Origin of the sequence: Saccharothrix sp. (assembly GCF_031180885.1) — a bacterium.
Taxonomy (GTDB): domain Bacteria; phylum Actinomycetota; class Actinomycetes; order Mycobacteriales; family Pseudonocardiaceae; genus Actinosynnema.
Window position 1 is genome coordinate 131778 of record NZ_JAPSLK010000016.1, and the last position, 26439, is coordinate 158216.

Annotated in this window: 21 protein-coding genes and 1 tRNA gene; 15 read left to right on the forward strand and 7 right to left on the reverse strand. The window is 69.8% G+C overall.

The window, feature by feature from the left end; all coding sequences use genetic code 11:
* Positions 1-96 precede the first annotated feature (96 nt).
* A complete protein-coding gene (locus tag RIN75_RS20610) occupies positions 97-1989 on the forward strand; it encodes an acyl-CoA dehydrogenase family protein (RefSeq protein ID WP_309113608.1) in 1893 nt (630 codons plus the stop codon).
* A gap of 759 nt (positions 1990-2748) precedes the next feature.
* Here the strand turns inward: RIN75_RS20610 and RIN75_RS20615 are convergent.
* Positions 2749-3951, reverse strand: coding sequence for an ROK family protein (locus RIN75_RS20615; protein WP_375295992.1), 1203 nt, complete (start codon positions 3949-3951; stop codon positions 2749-2751).
* A 213-nt stretch (positions 3952-4164) separates the two neighbouring features.
* Here RIN75_RS20615 and RIN75_RS20620 point away from each other — a divergent pair, with 213 nt between their 5' ends.
* On the forward strand, positions 4165-8430 hold the full coding sequence (locus RIN75_RS20620) for a GH92 family glycosyl hydrolase (RefSeq protein ID WP_375295987.1): 4266 nt from the start codon (positions 4165-4167) through the stop codon (positions 8428-8430).
* A gap of 110 nt (positions 8431-8540) precedes the next feature.
* Here RIN75_RS20620 and RIN75_RS20625 read toward each other — a convergent pair whose 3' ends face one another.
* Both RIN75_RS20625 and RIN75_RS20630 read right to left on the reverse strand, forming a co-directional pair.
* Positions 8541-9443, reverse strand: coding sequence for a cation diffusion facilitator family transporter (locus RIN75_RS20625; RefSeq protein WP_309113611.1), 903 nt, complete (start codon positions 9441-9443; stop codon positions 8541-8543).
* 42 nt (positions 9444-9485) lie between these two features.
* On the reverse strand, positions 9486-11162 hold the full coding sequence (locus RIN75_RS20630; RefSeq protein WP_309113612.1) for an SDR family oxidoreductase: 1677 nt from the start codon (positions 11160-11162) through the stop codon (positions 9486-9488).
* Between RIN75_RS20630 and RIN75_RS20635 the strand changes: the two genes are divergently transcribed.
* The 3 genes from RIN75_RS20635 to RIN75_RS20645 all read left to right on the forward strand — a co-directional run bounded on the left by RIN75_RS20635 (position 11136) and on the right by RIN75_RS20645 (position 13036).
* Positions 11136-11207: transfer RNA gene (locus tag RIN75_RS20635), tRNA-Arg, on the forward strand. The two genes, RIN75_RS20630 and RIN75_RS20635, sit on opposite strands and share 27 nt — an antisense overlap.
* Before the next feature lie 296 nt (positions 11208-11503).
* Positions 11504-11650, forward strand: coding sequence for a hypothetical protein (locus tag RIN75_RS20640; protein WP_309113613.1), 147 nt, complete (start codon positions 11504-11506; stop codon positions 11648-11650).
* Between the two features lie 717 nt (positions 11651-12367).
* Positions 12368-13036 (forward strand): FMN-binding negative transcriptional regulator, encoded by a 669-nt coding sequence (locus RIN75_RS20645; RefSeq protein ID WP_309113630.1) that lies wholly within the window; start codon positions 12368-12370, stop codon positions 13034-13036.
* Positions 13037-13216: 180 nt separating this feature from the next.
* Here the strand turns inward: RIN75_RS20645 and RIN75_RS20650 are convergent, their stop codons facing one another.
* The 3 genes from RIN75_RS20650 to RIN75_RS20660 all read right to left on the reverse strand — a co-directional run bounded on the left by RIN75_RS20650 (position 13217) and on the right by RIN75_RS20660 (position 14703).
* Positions 13217-13699, reverse strand: coding sequence for an MFS transporter (locus tag RIN75_RS20650; protein ID WP_309113614.1), 483 nt, complete (start codon positions 13697-13699; stop codon positions 13217-13219).
* A gap of 36 nt (positions 13700-13735) precedes the next feature.
* Positions 13736-14218 (reverse strand): carboxymuconolactone decarboxylase family protein, encoded by a 483-nt coding sequence (locus RIN75_RS20655; protein WP_309113615.1) that lies wholly within the window; start codon positions 14216-14218, stop codon positions 13736-13738.
* An 80-nt stretch (positions 14219-14298) separates the two neighbouring features.
* Positions 14299-14703 carry a TetR/AcrR family transcriptional regulator C-terminal domain-containing protein gene (locus RIN75_RS20660; RefSeq protein ID WP_309113616.1) on the reverse strand — a complete coding sequence of 135 codons (405 nt, stop codon included), beginning with the start codon at positions 14701-14703 and terminating at the stop codon, positions 14299-14301.
* 12 nt (positions 14704-14715) lie between these two features.
* Here RIN75_RS20660 and RIN75_RS20665 point away from each other — a divergent pair, with 12 nt between their 5' ends.
* From RIN75_RS20665 to RIN75_RS20685, 5 genes are all read left to right on the forward strand, one after another.
* Positions 14716-15771, forward strand: a complete 1056-nt coding sequence (locus RIN75_RS20665; RefSeq protein WP_309113617.1) for an MFS transporter — start codon at positions 14716-14718, stop codon at positions 15769-15771.
* Positions 15772-15878: 107 nt separating this feature from the next.
* Positions 15879-16217, forward strand: a complete 339-nt coding sequence (locus RIN75_RS20670) for a DoxX family protein (protein WP_309113618.1) — start codon at positions 15879-15881, stop codon at positions 16215-16217.
* A 203-nt stretch (positions 16218-16420) separates the two neighbouring features.
* On the forward strand, positions 16421-16786 hold the full coding sequence (locus RIN75_RS20675; RefSeq protein WP_309113619.1) for a hypothetical protein: 366 nt from the start codon (positions 16421-16423) through the stop codon (positions 16784-16786).
* 42 nt (positions 16787-16828) lie between these two features.
* Entirely contained in the window at positions 16829-17392 is a 564-nt protein-coding gene (locus tag RIN75_RS20680; RefSeq protein ID WP_309113620.1) for a DUF1062 domain-containing protein, read from the forward strand.
* 189 nt (positions 17393-17581) lie between these two features.
* Entirely contained in the window at positions 17582-17953 is a 372-nt protein-coding gene (locus RIN75_RS20685) for a type VII secretion protein EccB (RefSeq protein WP_309113621.1), read from the forward strand.
* A gap of 6 nt (positions 17954-17959) precedes the next feature.
* Here the strand turns inward: RIN75_RS20685 and RIN75_RS44170 are convergent, their stop codons facing one another.
* Positions 17960-18235, reverse strand: a complete 276-nt coding sequence (locus RIN75_RS44170; RefSeq protein WP_375295988.1) for a TetR family transcriptional regulator — start codon at positions 18233-18235, stop codon at positions 17960-17962.
* Between the two features lie 197 nt (positions 18236-18432).
* On the opposite strand from RIN75_RS44170, the gene RIN75_RS20690 reads away from it, so the two are divergent.
* The 5 genes from RIN75_RS20690 to RIN75_RS20710 all read left to right on the forward strand — a co-directional run bounded on the left by RIN75_RS20690 (position 18433) and on the right by RIN75_RS20710 (position 26226).
* Positions 18433-21486, forward strand: a complete 3054-nt coding sequence (locus RIN75_RS20690) for a S8 family serine peptidase (RefSeq protein ID WP_309113622.1) — start codon at positions 18433-18435, stop codon at positions 21484-21486.
* Between the two features lie 128 nt (positions 21487-21614).
* Complete coding sequence (locus tag RIN75_RS20695) at positions 21615-22802, forward strand: helix-turn-helix domain-containing protein (protein WP_309113623.1); 1188 nt, start codon at positions 21615-21617, stop codon at positions 22800-22802.
* 242 nt (positions 22803-23044) lie between these two features.
* Positions 23045-23800 (forward strand): glycosyltransferase family 2 protein, encoded by a 756-nt coding sequence (locus RIN75_RS20700; protein ID WP_309113624.1) that lies wholly within the window; start codon positions 23045-23047, stop codon positions 23798-23800.
* The gene (locus RIN75_RS20705) at positions 23801-25177 is read left to right on the forward strand and encodes a glycosyltransferase family 4 protein (RefSeq protein WP_309113625.1); all 1377 of its coding nucleotides are present in this window, start codon (positions 23801-23803) and stop codon (positions 25175-25177) included. It begins immediately after the preceding gene.
* 17 nt (positions 25178-25194) lie between these two features.
* Positions 25195-26226, forward strand: a complete 1032-nt coding sequence (locus RIN75_RS20710; RefSeq protein WP_309113626.1) for a DUF3068 domain-containing protein — start codon at positions 25195-25197, stop codon at positions 26224-26226.
* Positions 26227-26439: the final 213 nt, after the last annotated feature.

Here is a 26439-nt window from a genome sequence, read left to right on the forward strand (position 1 = left end):
TGCGCCTGATCCGGTGGAGGAGCCGGGTTTCCTGTCACCCGGATGGGGCTACCCGCCGGTAGTAACGTGGGAAGCCCGGCTCCAGGGAGGTCCGTGATGACGGCAGTGGACCCCGACCGGCACGTGGACGAGCGAGTCGCCCGCAAGGTCGCCGAGCAGGCGCGCGAGACGAGGTGGAAGCACCCGAGCTTCGGCCGGGAGCTGTTCCTCGGCCACTTCCGCCTCGACCTGATCCACCCCCACCCCTCCGGCTCCGCCGACGACCGCGAGCGCGGCGAGAAGTTCCTCGGCGAACTGCGCGAGTACTGCGAGACCATCGACGGCGCGCGGATCGAGCGCGACGCCCTCATCCCGGACGAGGTCCTGGTCGGCCTCAAGCGGCTCGGCGCGTTCGGCATGAAGATCAAGCCCGAGTACGGCGGCCTGGGCCTGTCCCAGGTGTACTACAACCGCGCCCTGATGCTGGTCGGGTCGGTCAACCCGGCGCTGGGCGCGATGCTGTCCGCGCACCAGTCGATCGGCGTGCCCCAGCCGCTGGCGATGTTCGGCACGGACGAGCAGAAGGCCGAGTACCTGCCGAGGTGCGCGGCGGGCGAGATCAGCGCGTTCCTGCTGACCGAGCCGGACGTCGGCAGCGACCCGGCCCGCCTGGGCACGACGGCGACCCCGGTCGACGGCGGGTACGTGCTCAACGGAGTGAAGCTGTGGACGACGAATGGTGTCGTCGCGGACCTGCTGGTCGTGATGGCGCAGGTGCCGGGCAAGGGCATCACGGCGTTCGTGGTCGAGGGCGACTCGCCGGGCATCACCGTGGAGAACCGCAACGAGTTCATGGGCCTGCGCGGCCTGGAGAACGGGGTGACCCGGTTCCACGAGGTGCACGTGCCCGAGGCGAACCGGATCGGCAAGGAGGGGGCGGGGCTCAAGATCGCCCTGACCACCTTGAACACCGGGCGGTTGTCGTTGCCGGCGTTGTGCGCGGGGGCGGCCAAGTGGTGCTTGAAGATCGCGCGCGAGTGGTCGTCCGAGCGGGTGCAGTGGGGGTTGCCGGTCGGGAAGCACGAGGCCATCGCGGGCAAGGTCGCGTTCATCGCGGCGACGGCGTACGCGCTGGAGGCGGTGCTGGACCTGTCGAGCGAGCTGGCCGACGCCGGTGGTCACGACATCCGGATCGAGGCGGCGCTGGCCAAGCTGTACGGGTCGGAGATGGCGTGGCTGGTCGCGGACGAACTGGTGCAGCTGCGGGGTGGCCGGGGGTACGAGACGGCCGAGTCGATGGCACGGCGGGGTGAGCGGGGTGTGCCGGCCGAGCAGTTGTTGCGGGATCTGCGGATCAACCGGATCTTCGAGGGGTCCACGGAGATCATGCACTTGCTCATCGCGCGGGAGGCGGTGGACGCGCACCTGGCGGTGGCGGGGGACATCATCGATCCCGAGGCGGACGGTCGTGCGAAGGCGCGGGCGGTGGCTCGGGCGGGCGGGTTCTACGCGAAGTGGCTGCCGACCCTGGTGGTGGGGCGGGGGCAGGTGCCCAAGGCGTACGGGGAGTTTGGTCCACTCGCGACGCACTTGCGGTTCGTGGAGCGGTCGAGCCGGAAGCTGGCGCGGCACACGTTCTACGCGATGTCGCGGTGGCAGGGGCGGATGGAGCGGAAGCAGCGGTTCCTGGCGCGGGTGGTGGACATCGGGGCGGAGCTGTTCGCCATCAGTGCGTCGTGCGTGAAGGCGGCGGCGGACGGGGACCGCGCGGTGGAGTTGGCGGACGCTTTCGCGAAGCAGTCTCGCGTTCGGGTGGACGAGTTGTTCGAGCGCTTGTGGACCAACGCGGACGAGTCCGATGTGGTGTTGGCGCGGCACGTGTTGGAGGGGCGGTTCACGTGGTTGGAGGAGGGGGTGCTGGATCCGTCGACTCCGGGGCCGTGGATCGCGGATTCGACGCACCACGCCTCGACTGCGGAGAACGTGCACCGGCCGACGCCTAGGCCATAACCGCAGGTCGAGCGGGGTATCTCACTTCGGGTTCCTGCCTGCCCTTCTTCGTCTCGCGTTGGGCGTTCGCGCCGGCCCTTCGCCGTGTCACGTCGGGCGTTCCGCCCGCCCACCCCCACCCAGGCCACCTCGCTAAAGCCACCAAAAGCACCCGCCTTCGGCGGGGCCGCCTGCGGCGGCCGGCACGGCCCGGCTCCGCCGGGCCGTGCGACCCGAGCGCGCAGCGCTCGGGTCTGCGCGCGAAGCGCGCTTGGCGCGCACCGCGCGCCCGGCTTGTGCCAGGGGGCCTGGGAGGGGGTGGACGGGCGGAACGCCCAACGCGAGATGACCTCGTCCACCCCGCGCAATGCCCAACGCGAGATGACCTCATCCACCCCGCGGACGCCCAACGTGAGAAGACTTCATCCACCCACGAGCAGGGCTCATCCACCCACGAGCACGGCGGAACACCCAACGCGAAAGGAACTCACTTACGTGGCAAGGAAGGCGCGGGCCGGCCCTGAGCCGTTGGGGCGGCGGCTCAGGGCGGGGTGGCGCACGGTCCGTTGTCACACGGGGCAGGTGTTTGCGGGCGCGGCACCTGCCCCGTGTACGGCCGGAAGGGGACCACGTCCCCCGTACTCCCCGTCCGACTCCCCTTTGCAACAACGGAAGGACACACACCCTCCAGGAGGAGGTGTGGTAACGCTATGCCACTACTGTCCAGTTGACACCTACGACAATTGAGTGAATTACCAGGTGAGGGGCGCTCGACTACTCTCAGAGAGTAACGGCACCTCGCCGGTCGAACACAAGATCGCGGGCCGCCGCCAAGCCCATCGCGACCGCACCGCTGAGCACCGCCCCGTCACCCAGCTCGCCCGCCGCGATCCGGGGCGCCAACGGCGTCAGCCGGCCCAGCGCCTCCGCCAGCGGCGGCCCCAGCAGATCGGTGTTGCCGCCGATCCCGCCACCCAGCACCACCAACTCGGGATCGATCACCGCCGCGACCGACGCCACCACGAACGCCAACCGCTCGGCCTCGTCCCGCACGACGTCCAACGCCTTCGGATCCCCACCACGCGCCAACGCGAACACGTCCCGCGCCGACTTCACGCCCAACCCGGCCGACCGAGCCGCCTCGACCACGGCCTCCGCCGCCACCGCCGACTCCAACCGCCCCCGCGAACTGCCCACACCACCCGCACTGCCCGCAGCCCCCACGCCACCCGCACCGCCAACAGCACCCGCACCACCGGTACTGTCCACATCGGACGGATATGGCAAGTACCCCACCTCACCCGCCGCCCCGTGCGCCCCCCGGAACAACTGCCCGTCCACCACGATCCCCATGCCGATCCCGGTCCCGACGGTCACGTGCACGAACACGTCCACGCCCCGCGCCGCCCCGTACGCCCGCTCACCCACCGCCGCCAGGTTCGCGTCGTTCTCCACCACCAGGTCCGGCCCCAGCAGGGTCTCCAGCTCGTCCAGCAACCCGGGCCGCTCCCACCCCGGCAGGTTCGGCGCGTGCAGCAGCGTCCGGTCGCGCGGCACGCCCGGCGTCCCGACGACCTTCACCACCATCTCGTCCAACGACAACCCGGCGTCCGACACCGTCCGCACCGCCAGGTCCCGCACCGTCCGCACCAGCGCACCCGCCGTCCGGCACCGGTTGCGCTCGTCGACCCGCGCGATCACCGACCCGGCCAGGTCCGCCACCGCGACCCGGATGCGCTGCCGCCCGATGTCCACCCCCAGCACGTGCCCGGCCGCCGGGTTCACCTCGTACACCATCGCCGACCGCCCCGGCCCGGCCGTCGTGCGGCCGATGGGGCGCACCAGCCGGTGCTGCTCCAGGTCCAGCAGCGCCTGGCCGACGGTCGGTTTGGACAGTCCGGTGTCCTTCGCGATCTGCGGTCGGGTCGCCGGACCGCCGCGGCGCAGCCGGTCCAGCACCGCCCGCTGGTTCAGCACGCGCATGCCCGCGGGGGTGCCCACCTGAGGGGACTTCCGGACCGTCACAGCGAGTGAGTCTAGATCGGGTGGAGCAACAACCGGACAGGCTTGTGGACAAGCCGGGTGATCAGTCTTGACAACGATGTCAGCGGGCCGTTTCCCTGACCGGCGAGTTCGGCCGGCGACAAAGGCGAGCCCGAGGCGGGTCAAGGTCAGTCAAGGCGAGAGGCGTGCGCGATGAGGCACATGCGACGAAGTCGGAGATCCCTGGTCATCCTGATGACCGCTGCGCTGGCCGCGGGGTCCGTGGGAGGCTGGTCCCCAGCGACCGCCGCACCGGGGGAGCCAGCCGTGAGCGAGACCCTGTTCGCCACGTCGTTCGAGGACGGGCAGCCGCAGCCCAAGTGGGCGAGCACCGTGGAGACCGGTCCCGACGGCGCCCCGAAGACCTCGGGCGTCAACGGTTCCGACTCGACCGGCATCCCGGGCAACGTCACCGACCGGATCGTCGACGTGGCGGCCAACTCCGAGTACGTGGAAGCCGGTGAGGTCAAGGAGAACCTCGTCGACGGCAACACCGCGTCGAAGTGGCTGACCTTCACCCGCACCGGCTGGGTCCGGTTCACCTTCCCGGAACCGGTGGCGGTCAAGCGGTACGCGATGACCTCCGCCAACGACGCCCCCGAGCGCGACCCGAAGGACTGGACCCTGCGCGGGTCCAACGACGGCTCGACCTGGACCACGGTCGACACCCGCACCGGCGAGGCGTTCACCGAACGCTTCCAGACCAAGACCTACGACACCACCAACACCGAGGCGTTCCGCCTCTACCAGCTCGACATCAGCGCCAACTACGGCGGCGTCGGCCTGATCCAGCTCGCCGAGGTCCAGTTCTCCGACGGCTCCACCACCCCGCCCGCGCAGAACATGCGCACCACGGTCGGCAAGGGGGCCAACGGTGGGTACAACGCGAAGGCGGGCATGGGCTTCACCGGCGTGAAAGCCCTGCGCTACCAGGGCACCCACGTCGCCGCCGAGCGCGGCTACTCGTACAACAAGGTGTTCGAGGTCGACATCCCGGTCACCGACACGACCGAGCTGTCCTACCTCGTGTTCCCGTCGTTCATCACCGACGACCTGAACTACCCGAGCACCCACGTCGCACTGGACCTCGCGTTCTCGGACGGCACCTACCTGTCCGACCTCGGCGCGCGCGACCAGCACGGGTTCGAGCTGTCCCCGCGCGGCCAGGGCGCGGCGAAGTCCTTGTACACCAACCAGTGGAACCGGGTCGCGTCCGTGATCGGGAAGGTCGCGGCGGGCAAGACGATCAAGCGCATCCTGGTGGCGTACGACAACCCGCGCGGCCCGGCCGCGTTCAACGGCTGGCTCGACGACATCGCGGTGAAGTCCGCGCCGGCGACGGTCGACAAGCCACGCCCGTCCGACCACGTCCTGACCACCCGGGGCACCAACTCCAGCGGCAGCTTCTCGCGCGGCAACAACTTCCCGGCCACCGCCGTGCCGCACGGGTTCAACTTCTGGTCCCCGATGACCAACGCGGGCTCGATCAGCTGGCTCTACGAGTACGCCAAGGCCAACAACCGGGACAACCTGCCGACGCTCCAGGCGTTCACCGCCAGCCACGAGCCCAGCCCGTGGATGGGCGACCGGCAGACCTTCCAGGTCATGCCGTCCACCGGCACCCCCACCGCCGACCGCGCGATGCGGGCGTTGCCGTTCCGGCACGAGAACGAGACCGCGCAGGCGCACTACTACGGCGTGAGGTTCGAGAACGGGATGCGCACCGAGATCGCGCCGACCGACCACGCCGCCGTGTTCCGCTTCACCTTCACCGGCGACACGTCGAACCTGGTGTTCGACAACGTCAACAACAGCGGCGGCCTGACCCTGGACGCGGCGAACGGCGTCGTGACCGGGTTCTCGGACGTCAAGAGCGGCCTGTCCACCGGCGCCACCCGTCTGTTCGTGTACGGCAAGGTCAACCGGCCGGTGACCGCGAGCGGCAGGCTGACCGGCGTCGGCCGGGACAACGTGGCGGGCTACCTCCAGTTCGACACGTCGTCGGACAAGACGGTCGAGCTGCGCATCGCCACCTCGTTGCTGGGCGTCGACCAGGCGCGCCGCAACCTGGAGCTGGAGGTGTCCACTTCGGACACCTTCGAGTCGGTGCGCGACCGCGCCCAGCAGGCGTGGGACGAGGTCCTGGGCATGATCGAGGTCGAGGGCGCCACCGAGGACCAGCTCACCACCCTGTACTCCAACCTCTACCGGCTCTACCTGTACCCGAACTCGGGCTTCGAGAACGTCGGCACCGCCGAGAACCCGAAGTACCAGTACGCCTCGCCCGTGCAGCCCGCCGGCCCGTCGACACCCACTCGAACGGGCGCGAAGGTCGTGGACGGCAAGATCTACGTCAACAACGGGTTCTGGGACACCTACCGCACCACCTGGCCCGCGTACAGCCTGTTCACGCCTCGAAAAGCAGGTGAACTGGCGGACGGGTTCGTGCAGCAGTACCGGGACGGCGGCTGGGTCGCCCGCTGGTCGTCGCCCGGCTACGCCAACCTGATGACCGGCACCAGCTCCGACGTGGCCTTCGCGGACGCGTACGTCAAGGGCGTCAAGGACTTCGACGTCAAGGCGGCGTTCGACGCGGCGGTGAAGAACGCGACCGTCGCGCCGCCGAACGCGGGCGTCGGCCGGAAGGGCCTGGACACCTCGATCTTCCTCGGCTACACGTCCACCGCCACCGGCGAGGGCATGTCGTGGGCGATCGAGGGTTACGTCAACGACTACGGCATCGCCAACATGGCGAAGGCGCTGTACCAGGAGACCGGTGACGCGGAATACCTGGCGCAGAGCGAGTACTTCGCGAACCGGGCGCAGAACTACATCCACATGTTCGACCCGGCCACGAAGTTCTTCCAGGGCCGCAAGCCCGACGGCACGTGGCGCGAGTCGCCCGAGCACTACGACCCGCGCGAATGGGGCCACGACTACACCGAGACCGACGGCTGGAACATGGCGTTCTCGGTGCCGCACGACGGCCAGGGCCTGGCCAACCTGTACGGCGGTCGGGAGGGCTTGGCGTCGAAGCTCGACGAGTTCTTCGCGACGCCGGAGACCGCGAAGTTCCCGGGTTCCTACGGCGGTGTCATCCACGAGATGACCGAGGCGCGGGACGTGCGGATGGGGCAGTTGGGGCACAGCAACCAGGTGTCCCACCACATCACCTACATGTACGACTACGCCGGGCAGCCGTGGAAGACGCAGGAGAAGGTGCGGGAGATCCTGTCGCGGCTCTACATCGGCAGCGACATCGGGCAGGGTTACCCCGGTGACGAGGACAACGGTGAGCAGTCGGCGTGGTGGCTGTTCAGCGCGCTGGGCTTCTACCCGTTGCAGATGGGCAACTCCACGTACGCGATCGGGTCGCCGTTGTTCAAGAAGGCGACCGTGCACCTGGAGAACGGCTCCACGTTGGTGGTGAACGCGCCGAACAACAGCGCGCGCAACATCTACGTGCAGTCGTTGAAGGTCAACGGGAAGGCGTGGGACAAGGCGTACCTGCCGCACTCGGCCATCGCCTCCGGTGGCACGCTCGACTTCGAGATGGGGTCCTCGCCGTCGCGGTGGGCCACCGGTGCGGACGCCGCGCCACCGTCGTTGACCAGCGGGAACGAGCCGCCCAAGCCGCTGCGGGACGTGACTTCTGCTTCGGTCGTCACGGGTGCTCCGGCCGCAGTGCTGGACAATTCGTCCCAGACGGCCGGCAGCCTGTCCTGGCTCCAGGTGGACCTCAAGGACAAGAAGGAGAAGGCCGAGTTCTACACGCTGACGTCCGGAAAGGGGTCCGGTGACCCGTCGTCGTGGGTGCTGAAGGGTTCGTACGACGGCAAGAACTGGTCCACTGTGGACGAACGGTCCGGTGTGACGTACGCGCACCGGCAGCAGACCCGCGCGTTCAAGATCGCTCGGGCCGGGCACTACCAGCACTACCGGCTGGAGTTCCCCGGCGCGGTGTCGGTGGCCGAGGTGGAACTGCTCGCCAAGCCGTTCGTGACGTGCACGTCCACCATCACCGGCGAGCACGCCGGGCCGCTGCGGGTCGAGGGCGTGGTGTGCGTGGACGGCGGTTCGGTGACCGGGCCGGTGACCGTGGCCGAGGGCGCGTCGCTGTACGCGTTCGGCGCGCGGCTGGAGGGTCCCGTGTCCGCGTCCGGCGCGGCGGCCGTGGTGCTGGTGGAGACCTCGGTGGGCGGGCCGGTGACCGTGACCGGCGCGTCGGGCGAGGTGTCGCTGGAGCGGACCACCGTGGGCGGGCCGGTCAACCTGGTCGGCAACCGCGGCGGCACGGTGGTCGCGGGCAACACCGTCGGCGGACCGCTGTCCTGCGGGACCAGCAGCCCGCCGCCGGTCGACAACGGGTGGGCGAACGACGTGCGGGGGCCGAAGTCCGGCCAGTGCTCGGCGTTCTAGACGGTCGTCACCGTTCGGAGGTCGTCACCGTCCGGTGGGCGTCACCGTCCGGTGGGCGTCACCGTCCGGTGGGCGCCACCGTTCGGAGGGCGCCACCGATCGGAGGGTCGTCACCAGGAGATTTCGCGGCAGCGTTCCGCGGAGTCTCCTGGTTCGACCTGGAGCGTGGCGTGCTCGATGCGGTACCGGTCGACCAGCAGCGACTGGGCCGCCTTGAGCACCTGCGCCGGGTCGGCGTCGCGGCACGTGGTGAGGTGGGCGGAGGCGACCTCCATGCCCGAGGTGAGCGTCCAGACGTGCAGGTCGTGGGCCTCCTCGACGCCGGGCAGGTCGCCCAGGTCGGTCTGCATCGCGGCGACGTCGACCCGCGCGGGGGCGTGCTGGAACAGGATGCGCAGCGCGCCCGCCGCCAGCTTCCACGTGCGGGGGAGTACGAACAGGCCGATCGCGACACCCATGATCGGGTCGGCGTAGCGCCACCCGAAGATCAGCATCAGCGCGCCGCTGATGAGCACGCCGACCGAGCCGACGAGGTCGGCCAGGACCTCCAGGTACGCGCCGCGGACGTTGATGCTGTCCTTCGCGCCGTCGCGCAGCAGGAGGAACGAGACGAGGTTGGCGAGCAGACCGCCCACCGCGACCAGCACCACCGGCAGGCCGGGCACCTCCGGCGGGTTGCCGAACCGCCCCACGGCCTCGAAGACGACATAACCGGCGACCCCGAACAGCAGCACGGCGTTGGCCAGCGCGGCCAGGACCTCGGCCCGGTACATGCCGAACGTCCGGCTGCCGCTGATCTTGGCCCGGCGGGCGAGGAGGATCGCGGTGAGCGCCATGCCGACGCCCAGGACGTCGGTGAGCATGTGCGCGGCGTCGGAGATGACCGCAAGCGATTGCGTGGCGAAGCCGACGACGAACTCGACCACCATGAACGCCGCGCCGATGCCGAACGCGACCCACAGCTTGCCGAGGTGCTGCGCGCTCGCTGACCCGTGGCCGTGACCATGACCCATGGTTTGGAACATATAGTCACATGCGCATGAGTGCAACCGGGCTCAGGTGAACCTTCCCAGCAGCCGGACCAGTGAGGGTGCGATCCGGTTCGCGACCTGTACGAACCTGGCCTCGGGCGTGACCGGCACCACCGCCCTTCCAGTCCGGACCGCCTGCACCACCTGCTCGGCCACCCTGTCCGCGGTGTACCCCCGCAACCGGTACGCCTTCGCCGCCTTCTTCCTCTTCTCGGCCTGCTGGGCGTCATCCGCCCCGGCGAACCGGGTGGTCGCCGCGATGTTGGTGTCCACCACTCCGGGGCAGATCGCGCTCACCCGGATCCGGTGCTTGCGCAGCTCCGCGTCCAGGCACTGCGCCAACATCAACACCGCCGCTTTGGTGGTCGAGTAGGCCGGAAGGGAGACCATCGGGAAGTAGCCCGCTGCCGAGGCGGTGACCACGAGGTTCCCTCCTTGTCCCCGCTCGACCATGTACGGCGCGAACGCCCGCAGCGTGTGCACGACACCCCACAGGTTGACGTCGACCGCCCGCCGCCAGTCCTCTTCGGACGTGTCCAGAAACGTGCCCGCCACCGCGATCCCCGCGTTGGCCATCACCACATCCGGCACCCCGTGCTTGTGGACGACCTCCCGCGCGAGGGCATGCGTAGCCGCACCGTCGGCCACATCCAGCCGATACCCCACCCCACCGACCTCAGCGGCCGTCCTCTCCGCTCCCTCCAAGTCCACATCAAGCACCACCACAAACGCCCCATCGCGCGCGAACCGCAACGCGGAGGCCCGCCCAATCCCACTCGCGCCCCCCGTGACAACCACGACCTCCCGCCGCTGCCTCCCTTCCACGAAGTCCTCGATCACCCGCGCCACCTGCTCCGGATGCGTCCGCGGCGCCCAATGCCCCGCCACAAGCCGAGACCGCGAGAGTTCATCCGTCCACTTCTCCGCCGCCTCAAGGTGCCCAGCCCTTACAAACGGGTCTTCCGTCAACTCGATCTGATGCACCGGCACGGTCACCCTGCGCGCTTCAGCTCTTGCCCCCAGATTGGCCCGATACAACTCCAACCCGTTGACCAGCTCCCGATGCCCGGCCCCCACCCGCCTCCGAACCCACGGCACCCGCCACAAGCCCTCGGCCACCCCCGGCACCAGAAACCCACCGATGTACCAGGACCGGCCCAACGTCCCCAAAACCTTCCCCGGCCTCCGATGCCAGTTCCTCCGCACCCAGTCCCGCACATGCCCCAGATCAGGCCCAGAGATTGACACAAACGACCGAAACACGTGCGGATACCGCGCAACCGCCGCCCACCCGATCACCGACCCCCAGTCATGCCCCACGAGGTGCACCGCCCCGGCCCCCTCGACAACCGCAACCAGGTCGTCAACCACCTCGGCCACCCGGTACCCACCCCGCTCCGCAGGCGCCCCCGACCCACCGGCCCCCCGAAGATCAACCCGAACAACCCGGTACCGCTCCACCAGCCGCTCGACGACCCCGTCCCACACCCGCGAGTCATCCGGGTACCCGTGCACCAACAGCACCACAGCCGCCCCGCGCACCCCACCCTCAACCACCCGAACCCGCAGGTCACCGCGCCGCACGAACCGCTCCACTGCCGGATCCACACCCAGGAGGGTAGGGGGTTGCGAACCCGCCCCGACACTCCTGCTAAGCTTCCCCCCGTAGCTACGGCCCCCGTAGCTCAGGGGATAGAGCACCGCCCTCCGGAGGCGGGTGCGCAGGTTCGAATCCTGCCGGGGGCACCCAGGTTGATCATTACGAAAAGGCCCTTGACCAGCGCGAACGCGGTCAAGGGCCTTACTCGTGTTTCCGGCCGTCTACGGCTGGTTGTGCCAGTTGCCGTTCCGGCGGTGGTCGGGCGTCATCCTGAGTGGCGCCGTGCCGGGGCTGTGTTCGCCGTTCGTCAGCTTGAGGCGCGACGTGATGGGGCGGCCAGTGGGGTTAGGGCGGCGGTGATGGTGTCGGTTGGGCGGTGGGGGTTGGGTTCGGCGCGGGCTAGGACGTGTAGGCCCTGCATCAGTGCCAGCAGCAGGCGGGCTTGGGCCTCGCAGTCCACGTCGGGGTGGATCTCGCCGGAGCGTTGTTCCCCGGCAACGTCGAGGCCTCTCTCGTCGTCAACAGCGGCATCGACGGCGGGGCCAATCCGTGCTCCCTCCTGGCTGCGGCGATCAAGTCCGGGAGCTGACCCCCTGTTCGCAACCCGACGGCGGTGCCGAAGATCCCGGCGCCGCCGTCGAACTCTTTGGCAGCGACCACCCGGGAGGGCCACTTCTTGTGGTCAGGGGTTGTGCCAGGGTGGGTTGAGGATCTCGCTCCAGCGGGTGCCGGCGGGGATTGTCGCGTGGTGGTTGTGGGGGTCTCGGATCGGGGTCAGGGTGGTCATGGTGAGGATCACGCCGGTGGGGGTGTGGGCTTTTCCGTTGGTGGGATGGCGGTTTGCGGGTGGTAGGTCGTGTTTCGACGTGAAGTGGGCGATGGTGCGGATGTCGTTCAGGGTTCGTGCGTGGAGGACGGTTAAGGGGCGGCGGTGGGTGGTGTAGCCGTGCGTCTCGGCGGGGTTTGGTCTCGGTGAGGGTTCGTCCTCGGCCACTCGGGAATTCCCCTTTCGGGTTAGGGGATCGAGCACGTCATTAGCGCAGGTGTGGCGTGAGACGTCCGGTGTGTGCAGCGGACCGCGCTAGTGGCGGAGGTGTTCGGCGAGGCGGCGTTGGATGGCTTCCGCCTCGGGGGTGCCTTGCCGGGCGTGGGTGATCGAGGAGAGGAAGACGTCGGGGGGAGGGGCGGCTGTGGTGGTGCGGGGTGCGGGCCGGTCACGAGGGCATGTTAGTTGTTTGCGACGGACGGTGGTTGTGGGCGACGGTCGCTCGATGGGGTGAGGGTCGAGGGTAAGTGGACCTTTGGGATGAGGTCCGGGTGGATATTTGGGGAGGCCACTTTACTGGGGGAAGGTGGTGGGGTGTATGTGCCTGGGCATTTTGCTGTTGGGGATGACGCCGTGCGGGAGTTGTTGGTGCGGCGTGGGGTGGGGGATTTGATCACTGCCACTGGGGCTGGGGTGGTGGCTACGTTCTTGCCCTTCGTGTTCGACGAGGAGGCAAGGGTGTTGCGGGGCCACCTTGCTCGGAACAACGAGCAGTGGAAGTCGGGGGTGGTTGGGGAAGGGTTGCTGATCGTGCATGGGAGCGACAGTTATGTGTCGCCGTCCTGGTATGCGACCAAGGCTGAGCACGGACGCGTTGTGCCTACTTGGAACTACGTCACTGCCCATGTCTACGGAAAAGTTCGGTTCCATGACGACCCGGTCTGGGTGGGGCGGGTTGTTCGGGAGTTGACCGAGAGGCACGAAGGAGCCGGCGGGTGGTCGGTGGACGACGCGCCTGCTGGGTTCGTGGAGGGGCAGTTGCGGGCGGTTGTCGGTGTTGAGGTTGTGGTTTCTCGGGTTGAGGGGAAGTGGAAGCTCAGTCAGAACCGGTCTGGGGCGGACATCGACGGGGTTGTGGCTGGGTTGCGCGGGGTGGGGGACGTTGTGGGGGCGGAGGAGGTTGAGAGGGCTCGGCCGGTGGGGAAGTAAGAGTCCTCGGCGCAGTGCCAAGGGTGGCTGCGTGGGCCCGGCGACGGGAACCCGGTGTGTTGGGCTCTCGTCGCGGGGTCAGGTGGTGACGAGGCCGGGTGTGGTGGGGGGTGGGGGTGTGGAGGGGGATTAGGAGGAGGGTCAGGAGGGCGGCGGCTAGGGCGGTTGAGGCGGCTGCCGTCAGGGCTGATTGGTAGCCGTTGGCCAAAGCGGTGGGGTGGCGGTGCCGGTTGTGGCGGTGGCGGTGGTTACGGCGATGGCCAGGCCCAACGAGCCGCCGAATTGTTGGGCTGTGGTGAAGATGCCGGACGTCAGGCCCGCTTGGGACGGAGTGCCGCCGGTGGTCGCGCCGACCGTGTTGGTGACGAAGGCGTTGGGGGACAAGGCACCCAGCAGCGAAGCGGCAGTGAACAGGGCCATGCCGGTCATGTACATCCGGCGGCGGCCAAGGAGGTCTGCGGCTCGGCCGCCCAGGAGGAGAAGGCCGCCGAACGCCAGCACGTAGGCGTTGGCGACCCAGGACAGGCCGTCGGGGGTGAAGTCAAGGGCTGCACCGATCGACGGCAGGGCCACGCCGACGATCGATGCGTCCAGTACGAGCACGAACTGGGTGGCGGCGAGGAGGGCTGGAGCGAACCCCGCCCGCCGAGCGGTTTGGTCCATCGGGGATCATTTTGGCAAAATGTCTAATGTGGACGATCAGGACTTGTTCCACTGCTCTGCGGGAGAGACGCCCGGGAGCGGCTTGCCGATCAGGGCCAGGGGCACGAAGAAGTTGACCTGGCCGATGGCGACGGCCAGTGCGGCGATGCCCTCGTCGTCGTAGTGCTCGGCCACCTCGGCGTACAGCGCGTCGGGCACGCGCTCGCCCTGCGTGGACGGCTGGAGGACGGCCTCGACCAAGGCCAGGGCGGCGCGCTCGGCCGGCGTGTAGTACGGCGCGTCCCGCCAGGTCGCGACGCCGGTGATGCGCTCCTCCGTGTCGCCGGCGCGGCGGAGGTTGGTGGTGTGCAGGACGGTCAGATAGGTGTTGCCGACGATCTGCCCGGCCCGCAACTGGATCAGGCCGATCGTCGTGCGCGGCAGCGGGCCGGTGCCGGTCGCGGTGAACAGCGCCTTGGAGATGTCCTTCAGGGCCGGGACGAGGTCCTGCGGGTTGGCCAGGCGCGAGGTGTTCGACATTGCGGTGTTTCCTTCCGAGTTGGGTTACGTCTGGCTGACGTACCGCTCGGCGCGGATGTGACCGCTGTGCCGAAAAGTTTCTAGGGGAGCGCGGCGGCCAGTCCGTCGAGGACTCGTTCGAGGCCATAGGTGAAGGTCTCGTCGCGTGACTGCACCGGGTCGGAGTCCACGTATGCGGCGAGTTGCTGCTGCATGTGCGGGTGGTCGGTGGCGGCCTGTTCGATGGCCGGGCGCAGGTCGGTCAGCAGGTCCTCCTCGGACCGGCCGCTGCGGGTCAGGGTGGACAGCCACGCGGCCTCGTTGACGCCGACGCCGATCACGTACGCCATGACCGTGCTGATCGCGTGGTTGGCCTCGCCGGCCGGGAACCCCGCGGTCCGGAACAGCCCGAGCATCCGGTCGCTCAGGTTCATCACGTGGGGGCCGAGGTAGGCCAGGCCGACCTGCCCGAGCAGGGTCGCGATCCACGGGTGCCGCAGGATCATCGACCGCACGCTGTGCGCGCACGCATCCTGGACTCCTACATCCTCGTGTTCGCGGGCCTCCTGCTCACCGCGGGCAGCCTGTCCGACCGGTTCGGCCGCCGCCGGCTGCTGGTGGTCGGCCTGGTGCTGTTCGGGGCGGGCTCGCTGTTCGGGGCGTTGGCGTCCACGTCCGGGCTGCTCATCGCGGCCCGCGTCGGCATGGGTGTCGGCGGCGCGCTGATGATGCCGAGCATGTTGTCGATCCTGATCACCGTGTTCCACGAAGAAGAGCGCCGCAAGGCGATGGCGGTGTGGAGCGCGGTCGCGACGCTGGGGCTCATCGGCGGCCCGATCCTCGGCGGTCTGCTGGTCGACTGGTTCGGGTGGGGCGCGGTGTTCCTGGTCAACGTGCCGATCGTGGTCGTGTCGATCGCCGCGGCGGTGGCGTGGATGCCCGAGTCGCGCGGCCCGTGGCGCGAGCCCGACCCGTTGGGCGCGGTGCTGTCCGTGGTCGGCCTGACCGCCCTGATCTGGATGATCATCGAGCTGCCGAAGAACGGTCTGGCGCACCCGGGCACGTTGGCCGCATTGGCCGTCGCGGTGCTGGGGCTGGGTGGGTTCGTGTGGTGGGAGTCGCGAGTCGCCTCGCCGATGGTGCCGCTGGGCCTGTTCCGCGACCGCAACATCAGCGGTGGCAGCCTGTCGCTGACCCTGGTGCAGATCGGCAACGGCGGTCTGCTGCTCGTGGTGACGCAGTACCTCCAGTTCGTGCTCGACTACACGCCGATGCAGGCCGGCGCGGCGCTCGGCGTGGCCATCCTGGGCAGCGTCCTGTCCGGCGCGTACACGGCGGCGATGCCGGAGTCGGCGCCCGAGGCCGCGCACCGGTCGATCCAGGACGCCTTCGCGGTGGCCGCGGCGACCGGTGACGCGGGCCTGGCGACGACCGCGCGGGACGCCTTCACCTCGGCGATGTCGATCAGCTTCGTGGCGGCGGCGATCGGGGCCTTCGCGGGGGCGGTGCTGTCGCTGGTGATGATCCGCGACCGCAAGCGCGAGGCCGTTGAAGAGGAGTTGGTTGCGGCCTGACGAGGTGTGGGCGGCGTCACAGCGGTGGCGCCGCCCATCTGTCACAACCGCGGCACGGCCGGGGTCGTGGGGGTGAAGGACGAAGAACCTCGCGAAGGAGTTGCGCCATGTCGACCGCCTACGTCGTCGCCACCATCCTCGGAGCTTTCCTGGCCGGCTTCTCGGCCGTGTCGGTCTTCGCCGGCGCCAAGTGGGTCGTCGAGCCGCTGGCCGCGTACGGCGTGCCGCGCTCGTGGTGGACCTGGTTGGGGGTCGCCAAGGCGCTGGGGGCGATCGGGCTGGTGGCGGGCCTGTTCGTGCCGGCCGTGGGGGTGGCCGCCGCGATTGGCCTGGTCCTCTACTTCACGGGTGCGGTGATCACGGTGTTGCGGGCGAAGTCGTACGGGCACGTCGCGTTTCCGTTGATCTACATGGCTCCTGCGGTCGCTGCTTTGATCCTGGTGTGAGTCGCAGCAAGGGGAGCGCCTTCTTGGCGCTCCCCTTGTCGTTGTGCGGTCAGCGGGATGCGTGGTTGCGGATGAGTTGCCACAGCTCGTCGTCCAGGGGCTGGCCCGAGTGCGGTCGACAGTGACAGCAGGCCGACAACAGGAGCGTCGTCGCGAACCCGTACGAGTCGGTCGACGCCGACCGCAACCAGGTGGTCGGCGGCGTGAGCCACGGCGTCGCCGCCGCATCAACCGCTGAGCGGAAGGGGACCGGCATGACCGAGATCAGGATGGTGTTCGACACCATCGCCGGCGCGGTGGGCCAGGTGCAGAGCACCGCGAGCCAGAACATGGACACGGCGGCGCAGCAGTTCCGCTACGTGCAGGACGCCGTGGGGTCGTACTTCACCGACGCGGCGGGCTCGGAGCTGGACACGACGCAGCAGATCTGGTCGAAGCACGCCGACCAGCACGACGTGTGCCGCGGAATTCGGTTGCCGGGCGGATCACGGGATCAACATCATGGCGGGCATGGAGATCTGAGCAGTGGGGTTCCGCGCCTGAGGGCGTGTTTTCGCAACGCGACGTGAGGTGTGCCGTCGCGTTCTCCTTCACTGCTTTGGAGTTTTCGCATGTCCGAATCCGGTGTTGACCGGAAAGCGCTGTGGGTGGTTCGGGAGCTGGGGTTGCCGGCCATCGTCAAGCCCTGTGTGTCGTGCCGGTCGACGCGGCACCGCCCCACTGACAAGTTCCGGGTGAACGCGAGCGGGAAGCTGCTCGACGTGTGGATGCTGATCTCGTGCGAGGGGTGCGGTCGCACGTCGAAGATCCCGATCCACGAACGCATCCACGTGCAGGCATTGGCGCATGAACGGCTGTTGATGTTCGAACGCAACGATCCGGCGATGGTGCGGCGCTTGCTCGTCGAAGAGCCGTTCGCGTTCCGGCTCGACTGGAGCGGGACGTGGGTGTTGGAGACGGACATGCCGTTCTACCAATTCGACGGGGACGCGGTGCCGCTGGAGGTCCTTGTCCGGTTCGAACTTCCGGTGCCGGTTCGGGTGGAGCGGCTGGTCATGGCCGGGTTCGGGCTGAGTCGGGCGGTGGTGCGCGGGATGGTGGCGGACGGGCGGGTTCGGTTGCCGGTGGCGGTGGACGCGAAGGTGCATGAGGACTTCGGGTTCTTCGTCGGGTGACGTCAGGGGTCGGTCACCAGGAAGGCCTGCTCGGGAGGTTCCACGACGGCTGGGCTGCTGGGGAGGGCGCGGCCCAGGTCGGTTTCCAGTGGTGCCGTCGGGCGCGGCGGCGGATGACGGCCAGGAGGGCCACCAGCACGACGGCGGCCCCGGCCGTTGCGCGCCCCACTTGGCTGTGGTGCCGGTGGTTTGCAGCCAGGCGGCCTGGGCGAGAGCGGTCTGGTCGGGTGGTCACACCGCATCGACGACTACCCGGCGGTGGACACGGGCCTGGCGCTGAGCGCGCAGCCGTGGGCGCGGGTGGGCAGGTCGTGGCTGGACGTGCTGCCGGAGGGCGCGGCCATCGGCCCGATCGCGGTGCCCGGCGCGGGCGAGCCGTCGACCGCCGTGCCCGGCCGCGCGGACCTGCTGGTGGGCACCCTGCTGGTGGTCCGGACGTCCGGCGGCGGCACGCAGCACCACCTGGCGGGCCGCGACACGTTGCAACCGATCACCGAACTCCAGTACGCGGCAGGAACCAGTCCGGGTTCTCCTTCAGGTCGACCATGGACCAGTCGGTGACGACCTTCATCCGCTCCCGCAGCGTGCCCTCGGCGGCCAGGAACACCTGCGCCGGCCGTTCGGCGCGCTGGGTGGTGGTCTGCTCGTAGAGCGCGAAGAACAGGTCCTGCTTGTTCCGGAACTGCGAGTAGACCGCCCCGTGCGTGTCCCGGCCTCTTCCGCGATGTCGCCCACCGACGCGCTGGAGTAGCCCTTGCGCGCGAACACCCGGGCCGCCGAGTCCAGCAGCTCCACACGGGTCCGCGCGGCGCGCTCGGCGCGGGACTGTCGGTTCTGGGTCACTGCGTACGTCCCCGATCCGGATCGCGCTTGTAATGTGAACGACGGGCTCCACGATAGCCGGCCGCCACCCCGGACACCGAGTCACTGCGGTCGAGACCCCTGGACTGTGAAAGTCCCGCCCCGACTGGCCCCTGTGCGCGTCACCGAAATTGGCGTAGACCAATTGTGACCACGCACAGACCTTGGAGCGCAACGAGATGAGACGCCTCACCCTCGTGGTGGCCGCCTGCCTGCTGGGCGCGTCGACCACCACCGCCCAAGCCCACCCCCGTCCCTCCACACCGGACACCACCATCCCGCTCGTCACCGGCGACGAGGTGGTGGTGCACGAGGTGGCCGGTCGGGACGTGTACGTGCCGCGCGCCGGCAAGGGCCGCGAGCACATCCGGTTCGCGCAGTACGAACTGCCCGGCCGCCACCTCGTCGTCCCGTCCGACGCGGTCGCCGCCGTCGCCGCCGGCACCGTGGACGAGCACCTTTTCGACGTGGACGCTCTCGCAAAAATCGGGGGCGAACTTCCACTCATCGTCCAACACCGCACATCCGACCTCACCCTGCGCAGCCTGTCCGGCGCGGCCCTGCGGGTCGACCGGGCGGAGGCGGCGCGGCTGTGGGCGGCCCGCCTGCCCGCCCAGAAGCTGTGGCTGGACCGCGAGGTCCAGGTCACGTTGGACCGCAGCATGCCCCAGATCGGCGTGCCCGAGGTGTGGGCGGGCGGCCTCACCGGCCGGGGCGTCAAGGTGGCCGTGCTGGACACCGGGATCGACGCCGACCACCCCGACCTCGCGGTCGCCGACGCCCAGGATTTCACCGGCAGCGGCGCCGACGACCGCCACGGCCACGGCACGCACGTCGCCTCCACCATCGCGGGCGCGGGCGACACCCGCTACCGGGGCGGCGCGCCCGGTGCCACCCTGCTGTCGGGCAAGGTGCTGGACGACAGCGGCACCGGTTACCTGTCGTGGGTCGTGGCGGGAATGGAGTGGGCGACGGCGCAGGGCGCGCAGGTCGTCAACCTGAGCCTGGGCACCAATGCGCCCAGCGCCGGCGACGACGTGATGTCCCTGGCCGTCGACCGGCTGACCAAGGAGACCGGGGCGTTGTTCGTCGTGGCGGCCGGCAACAACCCCGCCGTCATCGGGTCACCCGCCGCCGCGAGCGAGGCGTTGACCGTCGGCGCGGTGGACCGGCAGGACGTCGTCGCCGACTTCTCGGCCCGTGGTCCCCGAGCTTTGGACGGCCTGCTCAAACCGGAGATCACCGCGCCGGGCGTGGGCATCACCGCCGCACGCGCCAAGGACACCGCGATGGGCACGCCGGTGGACGACCGCTACACCACCGCGTCCGGCACGTCCATGGCCACACCGCACGTGGCCGCCGTCGCCGCACTGCTCGCCGAGCACCGCCCCGACTGGCGCGCACCGGACCTGAAGTCGGCCTTGATGAGCACGGCCAAGGCGTTGCCCGGCGCAACGGTCTACGACCAGGGCGCGGGCCGGGTCGACGCGGCCGCTTTGTTACGCCAACCCGTCCACGCAAGCCCCGGCGTCCTCAACTTCGGCCAAGTCCACGAGGGCCGCCCAACCCGCGAAGTCACCTTCCACAACACCGGACCTCGCCCGATCACCCTCAAGGCCAACGCCCCCAACCTGTTCACCACAAACCCCGAGATCTTCATCCCACCCCGCTCAACCACCACAGCCACCATCCGCGCCGACATCGACGGCTCCGTCCATCCCGGCCCATACAGCGGGTGGCTGACCGCGTCTTCTGTGGACGGATCACTCCTAAGCATCCCGATCGCGTTCACCAAAGAGGCAGTGCCGCACCGCAACATGACGATCAAAGCGTTGGACAGCAACGGGAACCCGTTCACCGCCTACCCGTTGTGCGTCAACCTGGACACCGGCGAGCGCTGCCGGTTCGCCCACCGCGAGGACAGCACGCTCCGCACCAGGGTCCCGGTGGGCCGGTACCTGGTGGCCGCCAACGTCTTCGAGCAGGACCGGGTCTCGGCGCTGGTCCACCCCGGCCTCGACCTCCGCGACGACACCGAGGTCACCCTCGACGCCCGCACCGCCAAGCAGTCCTCCGTCACGCTCGACCGCCCCGTCACCGACCAGGGCGCCATGCTCACCGTCGCCTGCGACACCCCGGCGGGGAAGGTGATGTTCGGCGCGACCACCGCCCGCACACCGGACCTCCACATCACCCCGACCGCAGGCGATCCCCGCTGTCGCAGCACTTTCGGGACCGTCCACCAGTCCGAAAAGGACAGTTATCACCTGGTCTTCCGCCACCCCGGCGCGATCCCCGACCCGACCTGGCGGCCGAAAGACCTCGCCACCGTCGAAGTGCGCCACGCCGCGCAGGGCAAGCGCCCGCAGCACGTCGTGAAGAGCACCGCCCCGATCGTGGACGGCTGGTTCGCCGTCCCGTGGAACACCACCACCCTCCCGCAACCCACCACCCGCACCGAACACCGCTCGCCCGGCCCGTGGACCTGGTACACCTACGCGAACTCCTTCACGGGCGACACCTTCCTGTCCCAACAACTCGCGTACACCACCCACGACAAGCCCGGCCGAACCGCGGAACGCTGGAACGCCGCCGTCTTCGGCCCGAGCCTCGCCCCGGTGGACAGCGCCGCCTACCGCTACGGCGACACGATGTTCTTCCAGATCCCCCTCTACGGCGACCAGAACCCCGACCACGCCGGGTTCGTGCCGGAGATGACGGGCACGGTCGGCCTCTACCGCGACCACGACCTGATCGCACCCGGCTCCCTCCCGTACGGCAACGTCAGCGCGTGGGCGCAGGCGCCGCCCGACCCGGGCCGCTACCGCCTGGTCGTGGACGCGGAGCAGAAGACGAACCCGCTGTCGACGCGGATCACCGCCGAGTGGGTCTTCCACTCCGCCCACACCACCGACCAACTCCCACTGCCGCTCCGCGTGATCCGCTTCGCCCCACCGGTCGACGACCACAACACCGCCCCACGGGGCCGCGAGGTGCGCGTGCCCCTCACCGTCCAAGGCACCGGAGCGCCCGTCATGGGCATCTCCGCCTTCGCCTCCTACGACGAGGGCGGCACCTGGCACCCCGTCCACCTCCTGCCGACCGAACACGCTTGGGAGGCCGTTCTGAACCACCCGGCGGACGCGCGCACGGTGTCCCTGCGCGCCACGGCCACCGACGCCCACGACAACAGCGTGAGCCAGACGATCCTGCGTGCCTACGACTTGGAGTAACAGGAAAATCGCGGTGGACGGCCGGCCGGAACCGGTCGTCCACCGGATCGGTCCAGAGGGGCGGGTCACCCTGTGTCCGTGAAACTTCAAGGGTCTCCGCCGGCCGCGCCCGGCGTTATGGTGTCTGGATGGTCGCCACGACGTCGACGATGTCGCCGCTGCCACCCGAGCTGAACGAGATCGTGCGCGGTCAGCTTGGCCGGCTGCCCCAGCTCGCGGACGAGTTGGCCCGCCTGCTGAGCGAAAAAGAGGAGTTCTACCGGAGGCTGGAGCACAGCTCGCCGCACGAGCTGCGCAAGGTCTGCGAGGTGAACCTGGGGCGGGCCTTCCGCGCCTTCCTGGAAGCGCGCGAGGTCGACGTGGAGACCGCCCGCAAGACCGGGCGGGCACAGGCGCGGCTCGGCATCCCGATCTCGGCGGCGCTGCGGGCGTTCCGGATCGCGGGCACGTTCGCCTACGAGCGGATGCTGGAGCACGCCGTGGGGCCGCGCCAGCTCACGCCCGAGCAGCTGCTGTCGGCCAGTGCGACCGTCTGGCACATCATCGACTCGTTCTCGGACGTCATCGCCGAGGCCTACACGGAGGTCGCGACCGACTCCGCCCGGTACGACAACAAGGCCCGCCTCGCGCTCATCGACGGGCTGCTGGACGGCCGGTTCACCCGGCCGGAGGAATTCGAGGACGCCGCACGCGTGCTCCGGCTCCCCCCGGAAGGCCCTTTCGTGGTCGTCTACGCCGAGCCCAAGCCGGACGACGACCGGGGCCTGTCCGGGCTCGTGGACCCCCGCTCGCGGGCGGTGTGGCGGCGGACGACGGACGGCGAGGTCGGCGTGGTGCCGGTGGAGCGCTCGGCGGACCTGCGCGCGCTGCGCCAAGCCCTGGACGCCGTCGCGCTGCCGGTCGGCGTGAGCCCGGCCGTGGCCGGTCTGCGGCTGCTGCCCGCGGCGCTGCGCCGGGCCCGCATCGCGCGGGCGTGCCTGGCGCCGGGGGAGACCGGGGCCGTCGGCTTCGGCGACCGGCCGGTCACCACGATGGTCGCCGGCGCGCCCAAGCTGGCCCGCGAGCTGGCCAAGGAGGTGCTCAAGGACCTCCTCGCGCTGCCCGAGGCCGAGCGGGAGCCGTTGCTGCGGACGATGCAGGTGTGGTTCGCCGAGCACGGGTCCGCGCGGGACGCGGCCGAGCGGCTGTTCGTGCACCCGAACACCGTCCGTTACCGCATCCGGCGGGTGCAGGAACTCACGGGACGCGACCTCACCGATCCGCGCGGTATTTCCGAGCTGTACCTGGCGGTGGAGAGCGTCCGGCTGGAGCCCTGAGCCGAACCCCTGTCTCCGCGCACAAAGCCGGGAGCGCCGGTTATCCCCGGGGACAATGTTGGTTGTTCCACTGGACCGTTCGTACGCACCGCAAACCCGCTGAACGGCCTGTGACGCGCCTCGCAGCGGGTGTTCCGCCGGCTCTGTGGCTCCGATCACATTTTTCCCGGTGACTCGCGGGTTTTACCGTTGAGTAACTTCCGGGCGGTGTGACCTGCGTCTCAGTGTTGAGGAGCTAGCCGATGCGCCATGTGGGCCTCGAACTGTCCGTCGTGGTGCCCGTCTACAACGAGGAACGGCGTCTCGGCGCCAGCCTGGTCGGCCTGGCCATCGCGCTGGCCGGGATCGCGGCGGAGATCGTCGTGGTCGACAACGCGAGCACGGACGGGACGGTGGACGTCGTCCGGGAGAACTCCCGGCCGGCGGTGCCCGTGCGGCTCGTGCACTGCCCGGACCGCGGCAAGGGCGCCGCGGTCCGGGCCGGTGTGCTGGCCGCGCGCGGCCGGTTCGTCGGGTTCTGCGACGCCGACCTGGCGGCCGGGGTGGACGCCGTGCCGGACGTGCTGCGCCGGCTGCGGCGGGGCGTCGAGGTGGTCGTGGGATCGCGGGCGCACCCGGGGTCCGACGTGCGGGCCCGGCACAGCGTGCTGCGGCAGGTCGGAGCGTGGGCGTTCCGCCGGGCGGTGTCCTCGATCGTGCCCGGCATCGGCGACACCCAGTGCGGCTTCAAGTTCTTCACCGCCGAGGTGGCGCACGCGGTCTTCGAACCCCTGCGCACCGCCGGCTTCAGCTTCGACGTGGAGGTCCTGGCCCGTGCCCAGCGCCTGGGCGCGGTGATCGAGGAGGTCCCGGTCCGCTGGATCGACGTCCCCGGCTCCACGTTCGCACCCCTGCGCCACGGCCTGCGCAGCTTCACCGACCTGCGCCGCGTCCGCGAAGCCCTGGCCGGTGAGCCGCGCCCCGCGTGGCACCCCACCCCGATCGCGGAGGCCGCGTAGATGGGCACGAGACTGCGCGGCGCCCGGGTCGTCGTGGTGAACTGGCGCGACCTCGGCCACCGCTACGCCGGCGGGGCCGAGGTCTACGCGATGCGCACCGCCGAAGCCTTCGCCGAAGCCGGTGCGAAGGTCACCTACCTCACCGCCCGCGACCAGGGACAGCCGCCGTCGGACCACACGGGCACCGTTCACATCGTCCGCCGAGGCAGCCGCTGGACCGTCTACCCCTTGGCACTCCTCTGGCTCCTGACTCACCGACGCCGAATCGACCTCGTCATCGACTGCCAGAACGGCATCCCCTTCTTCAGTCCACTGGCCGTCGCCCGCCGCACCAAGGTCGTCCAAGTCCTGCACCACGTCCACGACGCCCAGTTCAAGGTCCACTTCCCGCCATGGCTGGCCGCCATCGGCCAGTGGCTGGAAGGCCCGGTGGCCCGCCTCGTCTACCGCAGGTCGACCACCGTCGCCGTCTCACCCTCCACAGTGGACGCCATGCGCTCCCGCCTCGACTGGCGCGGCCCGGTCCACGTGGTCCCCAACGGCTCAACCCCCGCCCCGCACGGTCTCCCAACCCGTGCGGCCGAGCCAACTGTCGTATGCCTGGGCCGCCTGGTCCCACAAAAACGCGTAGACCGCCTGATCGACGCAGTCGATGCCCTACGCTCCCGCGTCCCCAACCTGAACCTGCACATCATCGGCGGCGGCCCAGAGGAAGACGCCCTAAAAGCCCGCGCCCACCTCTGCGAAGGCGCAGTCAAAGTCCACGGCCACCTCCCAGAAGCCCAAAAGTCCCAAATCCTTGCCCAATCCTGGATCAACGTGACGCTGTCCGACGGCGAAGGCTGGGGCTTGGCAGTCGTAGAAGCAGCCGGCCACGGCGTACCCACCCTCTGCCACGACGTGGACGGCCTGCGTGACTCGGTCCGCCACGACGAAACCGGCTGGCTGATTGCCCCCGACGAGGACGTGACCGAGGCCCTGCACCGAGTCCTCAAGGAACTGGTCGACCCGACCTACGCCCGCGACACCGCGAACCGCTGCCGCGCCTGGGCGTCCCGCTTCTCCTGGGACCACTCGGGCACCCGTTTCACCACCCTCGCCGCCGACCTGCTGACCGGTTCGCACACCGGCGGCTGGCTCCCCGGCATGCCCGAAGCGACCGTCGCCCGCTTCACCCCGGGCACGACACCGCTGCTGCGCTGGCCGGGCGCCCGGGTGGGCGACGGTTGGGCGCTGGTCGAGCAGTGCCGCCCAGCGGACCTGCTGGTGGCGCTGCGCGCCGCGGGCGCACAGGACGTCACCGTGCGCGCGGCGAGCGCGGCGGAACGGCTGCACGGCGTCGTCGCCGGCACACAGACCCGGCCGGTTCGGCCGTGAACGTTGGAGGAGGACAGTTGCGTCGCTACGTCACCTTCGCCCTGCTGGGCCTGGGGGTGTTCGCCGTGGCCGCCGGCTTGATGCTGAGCCAGTACGCCTACCCGAAGCTCGCCAAGGCCCCGCACGACATCGACACCATGTCGGTGGCCAAGGGCGACCGCATCACCGCGCTGGTCTACGTGCCGCAGGGGGACCGGGCCGTCCCCGAGATCCGCCGCGACCTGAGCCTCACGTCGACCCGGAAGGTCACCGGTGACCGCCGGGCGGAGGAGGTCACCCGGGACGGCGACGTGACCGTGTGGGTCGAGGCGTCCAAGCTCGTGTCCGACAAGGACGGCCTGACCGTGACCGCGGGCGTGCGGTCCGTGTGCCTCGACCGGCACAGCGGCGAGATGGTGACGCCGTGCGAGAACCAGTACTACGAGAAGGAAACCGGCAAGCGCGTCAAGGCCGACCGGGGCGAGGCGCAGCAGCCGGGCCTGAGCTTCAAGTTCCCGTTCAACACGGAGAAGAAGACCTACCGCTGGTACGACGGCACGGTCCGCCAGGCCCGCGACGCCAGGTTCGTCGGCGAGGAGACGATCAAGGACCTGCCGGTGTACAAGTTCGTGCAGGAGATCCCGTCCACGAAGATCGAGGACCGTGAGGTGCCGGGCGCGCTGATCGGAAAGCCCGGCGTGCCGACGGTGAAGGCGGCCCTGCACTACGAGGTCGTGCGCACGTTCTGGGTGGAACCGGTGACCGGCAAGGTCATCAACGGCAGCGAACAGGTCAAGCAGGAACTCCGCGACGGCACCGGCCCCGCCACCACGGTCTTCGAGGGAACGCTCAAGATGACCGAGGAAACCGTGGCGGCGAACGTCAAGGAGTCCAACGACAACCTGGGCAAGCTCTTCGTGATCACGACCTTGCCGACGATCCTGTACATCGCCGGCGGCATCATGACCGCGATCGCCGTGCTCCTCCTGGCCACCAGCCGCCCCGGCCGCCACCAACGCAATCCCGGCGGCCCAGCCCCGACCCGCGTCCAAACCCCGGTCAACGCCTGACCCGCCCGCCGCCCCAGTGCCACCACCACTGGGGCGGCACCACCCTCCCGCACGCGGCGCGGCCGCATTTCGCGCCGCAGGCGCCGTTTTGGTCGGGCTTGCCAAGCCACAGGAAGGGCCTCGGTTCGTCCCCCGTACGGCCTGGGCGCAGCCCAACCGCGCTTTGGTCTTCTCCGCAACCAGCTTTTCCGGTTGCGGAGAAGACCAAAGGGT